The organism is Acinetobacter sp. V116_7, from assembly GCF_056735735.1.
The window spans coordinates 960354-973274 of the sequence record NZ_JBWZIF010000028.1 but is presented as its reverse complement, the minus strand read 5'-3'; the positions used below and the strand labels follow the sequence as shown (position 1 = coordinate 973274).

The window sequence follows — 12921 nt, the reverse complement described above, 5'->3', positions numbered from 1 at the left end:
GTTTCAACGAACCATATTCATGAAGAAATGGTTTGATTGATTGAACGTTTTGGGTTTTGCTTAACTTAAAAAGTTTTCCAGTCAACGGCTGCTTCGAAAGCTGCTGCTGCTTGATAGATCGTGCCTTCGTCAAAGTGACGTCCGATCAGCATCATGCCAACTGGTAAATCATCTACTAGCCCACATGGCACACTCATCGCTGGATGACCTGTAATATCTTGTGGGGCTGTATTTCCAATCATTTCAAAGGCACGGGTAATGTATTCCGTTAATGAACTGTCTGAGTCAGGCAGAGGTTGGGCAACAATTGGCAAGGTTGGCATTAATAGAAGATCGTATTCAGCTAATTTTTGGTCATAACCTGCGCGGGCACGTCTTACAATATTTTGTGCTTTAGCGTAGTAACGACCTGAATAGTTTCGAATGCCGTATTCGCCCACAAACATACAGACTTTTAAGGTTGGAGAAAGCTGATCGGCTTTTTGACGCCAGTCTTTGTGTTTATCGAGTAGTTTGACATCGTATAAGCCTGACCAATTGAAGCCCATGCCATTCCCGTGCATCATTTGTGCAGTCAGACCTTCGCAGCCTATCGGTGTCCATAATGCACCTGCCAATTGATGTTCAGGCAAAGAGATTTCTTCAACAATGGCACCTAATTTTTCAAACTCGGCTGCGGCTTGGCGGACTTTTTCTGCCACTCGTTGATCCATGTTGGGTAGAGCAAAGCCTTCCTTAACAACACCGATTTTTAAACCCTTCACACCGCGATTTAAATAACTTGTATAGTTTTCAACATGAACACCATACTGACGTGGGTCTAGCCCATCTTTACCTGCGATGACTTCAAGCAGTAGTGCATTATCTTGAACCGAACGACTTATTGGCCCTGCATGATCAATAGTATTTTCAATAGGCATAATCCCGCTATAGGGAACCAATCCATGGGTCGGTTTCATCCCATAAACACCACAAAAAGCAGCAGGAATACGGATCGAACCGCCTTGGTCACAGGCAATTGCTAAATCAACATCGCCGTTTGAAACAAGTGCAGCACTGCCAGATGATGAACCACCTGCACAATAACCGTGACGATAGGGGTTGTGTACTGGGGCAGGGTCTGAGGTATGGCTACCACCTGATAGACAAAAATGTTCACAGGTCGCCTTACCTAAAATCGTAGCGCCTTCATCAAGCATTCGAGTAACGACAGTGGCATCATAATCTGGAACGAAACCTTCCAAGGTCGATGAGCCATTCATCATTGGAACTTGAGCAAGTGATACATTATCTTTGAGAGCAACGGTTTTCCCTGAGAGTTTTCCAGTTGGGGCACCTTTGACTTCAGTTTTGTAATACCATGCATTTAGTTGATTTTCGGTTACGTCAGGTCGATAAGGTTCTGTACGTGGGTAATGAACTTCTGGAATTTCATCTGCCTGTTCATCAATCAAATCATAAGCATCAAAATTAGCCTGCATAATATTTAGATATTCTTCGGCTTCTAAGTCAGTCAACTGCATGTGCAGGTTGCTTGCAATCTGTTTTAAATCGTCGATAGTTGGTCTTTGAATCGCCATAATTTTTTACCCGTCACTTGTTATTCTGACTGAAGATATTCTTTAAATTAGTCTGTTCTTTTCTTGAAAACTTGATTTAAAGCGCCAGACATTTGTTCGAAAAGGACAACATGAGTAGTTATCCTGATATCGGCTAACTTTTAAAAAATGCGTAAATAACGCAAGTTCAGACGAAAATCTTCTTTGAGACCATTTTCAACTGAAAGATCACGTCCCAGCTGCACGACGAATTGGTCTTTAGGCGTCATAAACTTGCTAATAGCAAAGCGAATGTTGGTGGTTTCGGTGGAGTTATCCTGTGAAACATTATTAATTTTGGTTTCGCCACCCCAGTTATGACCGATACCTAATCCCACCGAAGTTGTGGCATTTGGCATATAACGTCCCATGACTTGTGTTTCAAATGAAGTATTTTGTTTAAGGGTGTCAGAATTTGTCCCGTAATTATCGTTATTGGTGTAAAACACCACATCACCCACCAGATCTAATGCCCAGTTTGGTGTGAAATGTTTAACATATGCACCCTGTAAATCAAATTTCCAGCGATTACTCCCCAAATTTAATGCTTTATCATTGTCGTAATCTCCGGTCGGAGCATTAATATAAAGCGTTCCTGCAAGAACATCTTTGGCATCATTTAGACGGTAGCGGACAGGCGCAGTTAAAATAAGATCTCCTATACCAGAAGTGCTACCCAGTCCGCTGGCATTGTCTTTGCCTTCAACGCGACCAAAGGGTAATAAGAACTGTGGCTCAATTGTGACGCGATCACTGAGTTCGAATACATGGATCATCCTTGCGATTCCTATGTTTGATTCGACTTTCATATCTTTTGCGGCGGTTGAACCATTGCTATAGAGTGCATCGGTCGTGGCATGCTGATAATAGATTGCACCGAGAGTTAGGCCTCCGGGAGCTTGTTCATAGTCACCCGGCATAACTTCAGCCCCGTGTGTTTCAGCGTATGCAGCCAGTAGAGCTATTAACATCATGTAATATTTATAATATTTTGAATTCATTTGTATTTCCTTTAGGCAATAGCCAGCCATGAGCACAGTTAGACTGTGCTTGTGTTCTGGTGAAATAAAATAATTTGGGGGTATTTAGGTGGTTTGTGCGTCGCGCATCATGCCTGTTTGGGAATGGCAATTGATGTATTCAAATATTTGATGTTTGGCATCACTGACTGAAACTTCATGATAAAGACGCAAGTTTTGTAAGCCGGTAACAACTTTGAAGAAAGTAGTAAAAATTCTGAGATGGGTAGGATGTGATTCTGCCCAACGTTCTAGTTTATCTAATGAGCGCCAGTAGCCTATATCGTAAGCGATATCAAGTAAGTTCCCGTCAAGATCAACATTTCGAACAAAACGGTTGCTATAACATCCTACAGATTGGCCTTCATCACGAAGGAAATCCATGCCATCCTGCAATGAAGGCAGCATTTCATTAAAATATAATGCTCTTTCTTGCTCATCTGCATTGACCCAGTCCTGACCAGAACGAATTAACGTAATATTGTCATGACCCTGTACGACCACACGTCCACCTTTTTGAGGGTCACCTGAAAGTATCTGTAATTCGCCATTAGCTAACATACGATCTGTCTGTGAAATCGGAAAGCGTTCTCGTGCTGATCCCCAATATCCATGTTCTTGAATATCATCGCTGATACGATCCATGACTGCACCAACACCCGGCAAATCTTCTTTAAATGCATATAAAGTTTCAAATTGTTCAGCCCGCGGTGAAACAATTTCACGAAAATAACCGATACCATCATTTAGTCGATCATCTGAACTCCACCAGTCATTGACCTCTGCTAAACGTGCCCATTGACAGTAAGCAGCTGGGTCACGCCAGTAACCAACCACAATATAATTTTCATAGTTCTGATTATCAGTATGATGGGTTATATCATGGTTTAATGGCCCATTTTCCAAACCAAAACTTTTCACAATATGCTGCATCGCTTTTATAGCAGCAGCTTTTTGATCAGGTTTAAACTGTATGCCCAAATAAGCCATCACAACTTGCTCGAGATCTTCATCAGCACGTGCTACCCACATAGCAAATGGTGGTTCGTATTCATCATAAATTCGTCGGCTAAGTGTGCGAGGGCATTTTAGATGTTTGTCGATTGCTGATTCCATTTTCTTTCTCCTACATCTCTTGTTGCAGCGGTTTCTATCGCAAAATTTGTATTGCTTTAACGGTTCTCTATGTTCTGGAGCGCCGTTGTTATATTGATATTACGCAAGGCATAAAATGAAACTTGGTCAGAATGGACAATCTCTTGTTTAAAAAAGACAGGTTTTAATTTGATCAAAAAAAATATATCGTTTAATTTATAGTGAGCTGTTGATGATGCAGGATTGCTCGATCAGCATGTAAAAGTATAAGTAGATAAATAGAACAGATGAGTCTTATGGAAAAGGCTTCAACTATGCACAGAAATAACAGAAGAGTAGTGGTATGAAAGTTGCTTGATGAAAGCAAGGCCATATTTTTTTGACATCTTGCGTAGTCGTATAAGGGATTAAATTGCCATGAATCATTATCAGTCATTAAATCCGATTCATTATTCAACTCAAGATATAAGTGCATCCGAACGTTTTGAATATTGGAATGATGTTGTTCTTCGGCACTGTATTCCAGCTCAAAGTAAGCCTGAAGATGAAAAAATTTTTAATGGTGAATTAAGTGTACGTCAGCTTGGCTTGATAGATATATGCACTGTTTCATCCACTATGCACTTTTGGGAACGCACCGAAAAGCATCTACGGTTTGGGCCAAATGACGACTTATGGCTTGGCTTTATGGAAGATGGCTGTGGACAAATAGCCCAAGGTGGTAGAGCAACCCAATACCAAAATAATAGCCTCATGCTATACGATGCTGCACAAACCTTTCAGTTCAATTTAGCAGGAAATAAAAATCACTTAATCCGAATTCCTCGTCATTTATTAATCAATCGTGTGCCTAACATTGAACATTTAACTGCTCAAGTTTTGGATGAAACGCGGCCGGGAATTATTCCTTTGCGTGAAATGCTACGCCAATCAGTAGACGATAAATTTGATTTTACTAACATGGATTTTGCTGAACGCTTTGCTAAATCAGCTTTAGAGTTATTGGTATTAAGCTTAGAAGTACAGGATATTGCTAAAGTAAATATTGAACGGGATTTATATAGTAAAGCGATGAGTTTTATTTTGAGGAATTTACAAAATCCTGAACTTAACTTAGAAAAGATTGCACAAGCACATTGTGTATCAACGCGTACATTGAGTAGGGCATTTGCGAGACATCAAAAGACAGTAATGTCAGTCATTTGGTGTGAACGTTTAATAGCAAGTCGTGATGCACTAAAAAGTGGTCGGGTGGCTAGCATTTCAGAAGTGGCATTAGATTATGGGTTTACTGATTTTTCACATTTTAGCCATGCATTCAAAAAAGCTTTTGGTGTAACGCCTAGGGAATATTTTAAAAAGTGTTAGTTCCCAGCATCTCTTGATTCTTGCTGCTGTAAATGGATGTCCAATGGTTAGCCCAAAAGTCTGGTTGTTAGCCACGCTTGAATATGTCTTAACAAAAAACCTAAGGCAGCTTTAAATAAAAAAAGATTTAAGAATAGCCATTAAAAAAAGAATAGGTGAGCATTGCACTAACAGACCAATAAGTTGACTTCAAATCGTGGCTTAAGTGATCTGAGGTCAAGTTTTTTTAAAGATACTTAAGCAATATGGTTTGCGTAACTTCAATCAAATACTGAAATATTTCGAATCAGCGTATGAGTTGCCTACGTCAGTTATCGTCTCGCACAAAAGTATGCTGAATATAAATAGAGGAGTCATTCATGGGTACGCGTTCAACCATTATGGATACCAATAGCTTTCGTCCAGAACATGCTGCTGAGCTGGACCATGCTACCCGCAAACTGACCGATAAAAGAAATAAAATTTTAGGTGAATCCTATCGCTTGTTTTATCGTAATCCCGTGCATCTGGTAAAAGGACAGGGACAATATTTATGGGATGCAGCAGGTCATCAATATCTAGATGTTTACAACAATGTTGCCAGCATTGGTCATTGTCATCCTGCGGTGATTGAAGCGGTAAATGAGCAAATGAAAATGCTCAATACGCATACCCGTTATTTACATGAAAATATTTTGGATTATACCGAAGAACTTTTACAAACAACTCCCGATGAAATTGACCGTGCCATGTATATGTGTACTGGCTCAGAAGCGAATGATTTAGCGATTCGTATTGCACGTGAATATAGCGGTGGTACAGGAATCATTGTGTCTCAAGAGTCGTATCATGGAACCAGTAGCTTAACCTCAGGATGCTCTCCAGCGCTTGGAACTGAGCAGCCTTTAGATGCGACAACTCGTCTAGTTCCAGCACCTGATTATTATCGAATTCAAACTGATGATTTGGGCACATGGTTCGCACAGCAAATTCAACAGCAAATTGATGATATGAATGCAAAAGGGATCAAGTTTGCAGGTTTTTTAGCGGACTCAATATTTTCTTCTGACGGTGTAATGCCTAATCCTGTTGGGTTCTTACAAAAAGCGGTTGATGTCGTGCATGCCAATGGCGGTATCTTTATTGCTGATGAAGTACAACCAGGTTTCGCGCGCACTGGCGATTCTTTCTGGGGCTTTGGTCGCCACAATGTTGTGCCTGATATCATTACCACAGGTAAGCCAATGGGTAACGGAGTTCCAGTGTCAGGACTTTTAGCCAAGAGTGAAGTCCTTGCTGCTTTTAGCGATAAAATTCCATATTTTAATACCTTTGGCGGTAATCCAGTTTCTATGGCAGCGGCACAGGCTGTACTTAAAGTTATTCAGGAAGAAGAATTGCAAACCCATAGTAAATATGTGGGAGGGCTACTTCTCAAAGAACTCACTAAACTTATGGATAAACATGAGATGGTTGGTGACGTACGTGGCGCAGGTCTGTTTATAGGGTTTGAACTGGTTAAAGATAGAGCCACAAAAGAGCCGAATAAAGCATTGGCTTTGAACCTTATTGAAGAACTCAGAAACACTCATCGAGTTTTAACCTCAGTTGCAGGTCCTTATGGCAATGTATTAAAACTGCGCCCACCTTTGGCTTTCCAAATAAAAGATATCGATTGGTTAGTTGGTGCTTTGGATCAAGCCTTAACAAAATTAAAGTAAGTCACTTTATATATAAAAAATACCCTTCAAGTTAGATGTTAAATCTAATTTGAGGGGTATTTTGTTATGTAATTATTTTATGTGTCTTTAGACGATATCTCGAATTGCTTAAATAATAAAAAGGCCTTTATTCAAGGCCTGTATTTGCAATGTTTTAGTGTCTTAATTGACGTGGTGTAACACCAAACCAGCGTTTAAATGCACGTGATAAAGCACTTACTTCTGAGTAACCTAGCAGGAATGCCATTTCTGAAATTGGAATATTTTTTTGTTTAATATAATGCTCGGCCAACTCACAACGAACCTGATCGACTAAATGGGTAAAGGTGAGTCCTTCATTTTTTAAACGGCGGGTAAGGGTGCAACTCGTTAAACCAATATCATGAGCGATTTTTTCAAGGTTTGGTTCACCTTCACTCAGTTCAAGTTGGATGTGAGAGCGAACCTGATCTGCAAGACTTTGACTTTGAGAAGAGCGATTGAGTAACAGCAGCGTATCTAAAATCACTGTTAATAAAATAGAATCACGACCCGGCATAGTATGCTGGACGTCTTTTTTTGAAATGATGATGGAGTTAAAAGGTTGATCAAAATAAACAGGCGCGTTAAATAGTTTGCTGTGTTCTTGCCAGAATTCAGGGCGAGTATGCTCAAAGTGAATCGCGCGTGGTGAATAATGAGGACCCATCACTTCACGAATCACATTCATAAACATGCCCATGGTCAGTTCTGCATCTTGGCGGCGAGTTAAAATCGCGCCGTGTTGAACCTGATAATCTATGCGCCAGCTATCTCCTAAATCGACCATTCGATTAAGCGTATCTTTCTGATGCAAATAAAAGTTATTGGTCATGTTCATGAGTGCAGACTCTAATGTATTTGAACAAAGACCAATGTAGCCAATGAGCCCTAATGATTTCGGTTGAAACTGTTGACCATAATGCAGGCCAAAATTATCACAACCAGAAACCAGCGCCGCCTGTTCTAGCACCTTGCAATAATTGGGGAGTTGTAAGCTCAACGTTGGGCTAATTAAAAGTTCAGGATTAATACCACTAATACCTAAAACGCGATCAACATCTGCACCTTTTTGACGAATAAACTCGCTTAATCCAGAGGCAGCTGCAGACAATACACCTTGATTACACATATTTGAATCGACAAGATGAGCTGGGTTGAGATGTAACATGTCAAGTCTCATGATATTTATTCCTAACTATTCTTATATTAAGCAAAAGCCATACCAGTTTTTGCTTGCGTCCATGATTTTGTGTTGTTAAAAACTTTTATAAAATAATGACTTATGTGTTGCTGTTTTAAGTTTCAGATTTGACTCTTTAAGAAGAGATCAAGAGTTGTATTTAAGGTTGGGTAGCGAACTAAAAGAAGGCAGAAAATGCATTAGATATAGGCAAAAAGGGCAGAACTCAAACAAGAAATTAAGCGGCTTCTCATGCATACAACATGTATTGTAGGCATGAGAAAATAAGTGAAATATTAATTTTTTGTAGTTTTTGCCGTTTGCGCACCATAACTTAAACTAGCCATTGAGGGTCTAAATTGACCTGTATTGGCATCGCGGCCCTGTAGTAAAAACTTAGGATTGGCTTGACCATAGCTCTGCACAGCCTGCTGAGAAAATTTTCCGATATCAGAGCTTGGGCTGCGCAATCGGTTGATAATCAGAACCTTCTGAGTCGCCGCAAAATCTTGCATCATATTTTGATCGCCTTCACTGTCACCTGCGATAAAAATTGGCCCGTAACCATATTTAGAGACTAAAAAACGCTGGATGGTTGCGGTTTTGCCTTTACCTTGAGTTTGCGCATAGCCATGACGAAACTCGGGTAAAATTCGATTTTGTGCATCTCGTTCTAACTCCATCGCGTAGGCATTTTTTTCATTAATGTTGTAGCCGATCTCTGGATTAGAAATAATTTCCTTAATCACATCAATAAAAGATGCCGAACAGACATAGACATCAATGCCATTGTCCTGAAAGACCTTAAATAGATTTTGCATTTCACGGTATAGTCTTAAGCCATTTTCCCAAGTGGTTTTAACAACGCCTGATTGGCCCGAAAGCGCAGCGGGAGAGGTCCATGTTACAGGTCCAATCGGTTGCTGTATTTGCCAAGCCACCGTTGCTTTCACCAAATTACGGACTTCTTGTTCGGTAAGCCCAGTAAATAAATAAGTGACCCATGGATATGCAACTTCATGATCAAACGTGTCTCCAATCGCTGCATATAGATATCTCATTTTAGTAATGAAATCGAGATAATGCGGATCTTGTTTAATTTGATCGAGACTTTGCTTACCTTTTAGACCGCTATATTGGTGATAAAGCCATGTATAGCTGGCAATAATATCTGGGGCGATTTTATCAATATTAACGGCTTGGCCTTGCTGGTTATTGTAGGCCGCGTCAAAATTTTGTGAGCTAATTCCTTTACGAATAATTTGATTAAGCTGCTCTGGCGTGACATTAAACGCTAAGTGTTCAAGTTGATAAATTAAGGTTGCTTCTTCGATGTCTAAAAATACTGAAGTATTGTCAAAGTCAGTAACAATATACGGACGTTTGTCAGAATTGTAGTTTGGGCTGTCTTTTCCATAGATAGCAATCAATTGATTGAGTTGGTCAAAGTTAAAAGCGTCCCATTGACCTTTTTGTATATATTCCTTTTTGGGAATAGTGACTGCGGGAGATGCACTTTGCAAAGGGTTGTAGTTACATGCGCTTAGCGCAATCATACTTGCCAGACTACTGGTGAGTAATAGTGCTTTGGCAACTTTGCTCAGTTGATGGGTAGCTTGCATAAACCCTTCCTTTAAATTCTATAAAATTTAAAAACTAAAAATTGGAAATGAGGGAAAAGCGATCTAAATCACTTTTCAAATTCCGACAGGCATTTGTCCGTTTAGATATTTTTTGCAGAGACGCACAGTTTCATTGGACCATTGATCGCCAAGACTTTGAGCCATTTCTGTTTGTGCGTGAGAACCATTCCAAGCCATCATTTGAATGCGGCGTTGCATGATAAAAGTCGGGATCATTTCGTATTCTTCAGACTGAATATGACCTACGCGCTCGTAGCCTTTTAACCAGTAATCAACCCAATGAGGCGCATTTGCATAATGTTCATTGAAGCTAATCGCAGCAGCGAGATCATGCATAAACCAGCTCATGCCGCAGTCATCAAAATCGATCACGCCGATACGTTCTTGTTGTAGTAATAAATTGGTTAAACGCAAATCGGCATGAATCAGGCCATAACGTTCTTGGGTTTTGCCAAAGAAATTTAAATCTTTCGAAATCTGTGCAATGGCTTCTTCAATCACGCCGTGATCTTGTGGTCTTAAATGAGGTGCATTTTTCCAGTTTCCCCAGTGTCCATCTGCACCGACCATAGTTTCATGGTTCCACACAATACGTTGAAAGTTTTCAGGCGCTTGCCATGTCTTACTATGTACGTGCAACTTTGCGGTAATTTGTCCTAATTGCTCAAATGCAGTGGGGTCAACTTCAACAGTCGGCATATCGCCCTCAACCCAGTTGAAAAGGACTGCATAACGATAAATATCATTCGATAGTTTCAAGGTAATGACGCGTTCACCCGATTGATCTGCAATCGCAACAGGCACTTGAATACCACTCGCATTTAAGGCATCTAACCATTCAAGCTCACTTTGTATATCGAGTTTGCTGTGATAGTTCGGACGATGAATTCGAAGTGCATATCGGGCAGACCCACTCGAAACTTGATAGGTTGCATTTTCAGACTGACACAGTAGTTTGACCTGTCCTTGATAGTCTGATGGATATTGCTTAATTGCTTGTTCTGCCAGTATTTGTAATTGAACTTGGCTTAAAAATTCATTTTGTTCTACAGACATAACCCATCTCCTCAATTTAATTTTTAAACACGTTTCGTGTTGAGATGCCGTCGATCTTATAAAAGAAAAAATGAATCAACTTGACTTCAAGTGGTCGGGGAGATGTTTTGCTGTCAAGTTTTATGAATATCTTTTGCGCAACTATTGGTGGTGTAAATTTAGTCGATAAGGCATACGACAATGAAAGAATCTGAATTAAGCGTAGATGTTGGTGCTTTACAACAGGACGCAGAGTATTTTGCAAAACGTCAGTTAAAAAAGGGGGCAGTAGGTTGGTTACTTTTAGTGGGGCTGGGTGTTTCCTACGTCATTTCGGGTGACTTTGCTGGTTGGAATTTTGGACTAGCACAAGGCGGCTGGGGAGGACTCTTTATTGCAACAGTCATCGTCGCGTTTATGTATCTCTGCATGAGCTTTGTGATGTCTGAGATGTCAACGATGTTGCCCACTGCTGGTGGTGGTTATAGTTTTGCCCGTGTTGCATTTGGTCCTTTTGGAGGATACCTCACAGGGACTGCGATTTTAATTGAATATGCAATTGCACCTGCCGCCATTGCCGTATTTATCGGTTCATATTGCCAATCACTCTTTGGAATTGGCGGCTGGGCAGTTTATTTAATTTGCTATTTAGTTTTCATGGGCATTCATCTCAAAGGTGCAGGTGAAGCGCTTAAAATCATGTTTGGAATTACCGCCGTTGCTTGTATTGCACTGGTCGTATTCATTGTTGCGATGCTTCCACATTTTGACAGTGCCCGTTTGTTTGATATTCCAGTCAGCGCTCATGCAGGAGCGAGTAGCTTTTTACCATTTGGCTATATGGGAATATGGGCCGCAGTACCTTATGCCATCTGGTTTTTTCTTGCGGTTGAAGGGGTGCCACTTGCAGCCGAAGAAGCAAAAGATCCAGTACGTTCATTGCCACGCGGTTTGATTGGTTCAATGTTGATATTGGCATCGTTTGCACTTTTAATTTTATTTTTGGGAGCAGGCGCTGCGGGTTCAAATGCTTTAAAAAATTCAGGGGCACCTTTGGTTGACGCACTCATTGCGGTATATGGTCAGCACACATGGTTGGCAAGCTTTGTAAACTTTGTAGGTCTTGCGGGTCTTGTCGCAAGTTTCTTCTCAATTATTTATGCATATTCGCGTCAAATTTTTGCATTGTCACGTGCGGGATATTTACCAAAAAACCTATCGCTCACCAATGAAAATAAAGCGCCATATTGGGCCATTATCATTCCGGGCATTATTGGCTTCTTACTCTCTTTAACAGGTGAGGGTGACTTACTCATTTTAATGGCAGTATTCGGCGCAACAATTTCTTATGTGTTGATGATGCTCTCACATATCAAATTACGTTTGTCTCGCCCTGAATTACCACGTCCGTATAAAACGCCTGGAGGAATATGGACGTCTTGCATTGCCTTGATTCTTGCTGCTGTTGCTGTAGTGGCAGGGTTAATGGTTAATCCAAAAGTTTGGTTATTGGCTGCGCTGATTTATGTCGGATTTATACTCTATTACTTGTTATACAGCCGTCATCATTTGGTGAAAGGCACGCCTGAACAAGAGTTTGCCATGATTGATGACTGATTTTCATTGCAGTAAAAATAAAGAGGCTTCGGCCTCTTTTTAAGTTTTATAAAACGACTAAAAAGTTTAGAAACCAAAATAGAAAAGTTTAAATATTTAACTCAAAGTTTACTTTTACACGGTCTAAAACAATTAAGGTTCGATATGTTTTTACATCTTCATTATCCGCAAAATGTTTTCTAACTAAACTTTCAAAATGAGATAAGTTATTGCTCAGCATAATAATGATAAAAGAGACTCCTCCATTCACAAAGTAGCACTGTTGAATTTCTTCAACAGAAGCAAAGTATTGCTTCGCTCTATCCATCACTACAGAGCGGTCTTCGCTAAGTCGGACTTCAATAATAGAAGTAATTTTTTCTCCAAATTTAAGCGGATTTAAAATAGCGCAATTTTTTAAAATAATTTCCTTTTCTTCCATACGAGATATACGTCTTTGAACTGAAGCGGAAGATAGACCAATTTTTTCGGAAATTTCTCGATGCGAAGTTTTATTGTCTTTTTGCAGTATTCTTAAGATTGCATAATCAAAATTATCTAAAGAAATTTCTGACATGAGTAAATCTCTCATTAAATGTTAAATATAGAGTTATTTAATCGTTTTATTGAGGGAAATAGAAGAAATATATTGATTACATAGAATTA

The 12921-nt window shown here is 40.0% G+C and carries 10 protein-coding genes; 3 read left to right on the top strand and 7 right to left on the bottom strand.

Annotation, left to right across the window (positions count from 1 at the left end; all coding sequences use genetic code 11):
* Nucleotides 1-65 precede the first annotated feature (65 nt).
* The 3 genes from AC1PJP_RS18540 to oxdA all read right to left on the bottom strand — a co-directional run bounded on the left by AC1PJP_RS18540 (nucleotide 66) and on the right by oxdA (nucleotide 3733).
* On the bottom strand, nucleotides 66-1580 hold the full coding sequence (locus AC1PJP_RS18540; protein WP_479768072.1) for an amidase: 1515 nt from the start codon (nucleotides 1578-1580) through the stop codon (nucleotides 66-68).
* A 140-nt stretch (nucleotides 1581-1720) separates the two neighbouring features.
* On the bottom strand, nucleotides 1721-2518 hold the full coding sequence (locus AC1PJP_RS18535; protein ID WP_479768261.1) for a transporter: 798 nt from the start codon (nucleotides 2516-2518) through the stop codon (nucleotides 1721-1723).
* A gap of 165 nt (nucleotides 2519-2683) precedes the next feature.
* Nucleotides 2684-3733: an aliphatic aldoxime dehydratase gene (gene oxdA / locus AC1PJP_RS18530; protein WP_479768070.1), complete on the bottom strand. Its 1050-nt coding sequence runs from the start codon at nucleotides 3731-3733 to the stop codon at nucleotides 2684-2686.
* A gap of 396 nt (nucleotides 3734-4129) precedes the next feature.
* On the opposite strand from oxdA, the gene AC1PJP_RS18525 reads away from it, so the two are divergent.
* Both AC1PJP_RS18525 and AC1PJP_RS18520 read left to right on the top strand, forming a co-directional pair.
* Nucleotides 4130-5080, top strand: coding sequence for a helix-turn-helix domain-containing protein (locus AC1PJP_RS18525; RefSeq protein ID WP_479768068.1), 951 nt, complete (start codon nucleotides 4130-4132; stop codon nucleotides 5078-5080).
* A 359-nt stretch (nucleotides 5081-5439) separates the two neighbouring features.
* On the top strand, nucleotides 5440-6780 hold the full coding sequence (locus tag AC1PJP_RS18520) for an aspartate aminotransferase family protein (RefSeq protein WP_002157177.1): 1341 nt from the start codon (nucleotides 5440-5442) through the stop codon (nucleotides 6778-6780).
* A 154-nt stretch (nucleotides 6781-6934) separates the two neighbouring features.
* On the opposite strand, the gene qhpR is transcribed toward AC1PJP_RS18520, so the two are convergent.
* The 3 genes from qhpR to AC1PJP_RS18505 all read right to left on the bottom strand — a co-directional run bounded on the left by qhpR (nucleotide 6935) and on the right by AC1PJP_RS18505 (nucleotide 10680).
* A complete protein-coding gene (gene qhpR, locus AC1PJP_RS18515) occupies nucleotides 6935-7969 on the bottom strand; it encodes an AraC-like transcriptional regulator QhpR (RefSeq protein ID WP_002157169.1) in 1035 nt (344 codons plus the stop codon).
* A gap of 308 nt (nucleotides 7970-8277) precedes the next feature.
* Entirely contained in the window at nucleotides 8278-9603 is a 1326-nt protein-coding gene (locus AC1PJP_RS18510) for an HAD family hydrolase (RefSeq protein WP_479768066.1), read from the bottom strand.
* A 75-nt stretch (nucleotides 9604-9678) separates the two neighbouring features.
* Complete coding sequence (locus tag AC1PJP_RS18505; protein ID WP_479768064.1) at nucleotides 9679-10680, bottom strand: phosphotransferase enzyme family protein; 1002 nt, start codon at nucleotides 10678-10680, stop codon at nucleotides 9679-9681.
* Nucleotides 10681-10860: 180 nt separating this feature from the next.
* Between AC1PJP_RS18505 and eat the strand changes: the two genes are divergently transcribed.
* Nucleotides 10861-12276, top strand: a complete 1416-nt coding sequence (eat, locus tag AC1PJP_RS18500) for an ethanolamine permease (protein ID WP_479760773.1) — start codon at nucleotides 10861-10863, stop codon at nucleotides 12274-12276.
* Nucleotides 12277-12364: 88 nt separating this feature from the next.
* Here eat and AC1PJP_RS18495 read toward each other — a convergent pair whose 3' ends face one another.
* Nucleotides 12365-12832, bottom strand: coding sequence for an Lrp/AsnC family transcriptional regulator (locus AC1PJP_RS18495; RefSeq protein WP_282462969.1), 468 nt, complete (start codon nucleotides 12830-12832; stop codon nucleotides 12365-12367).
* Nucleotides 12833-12921: the final 89 nt, after the last annotated feature.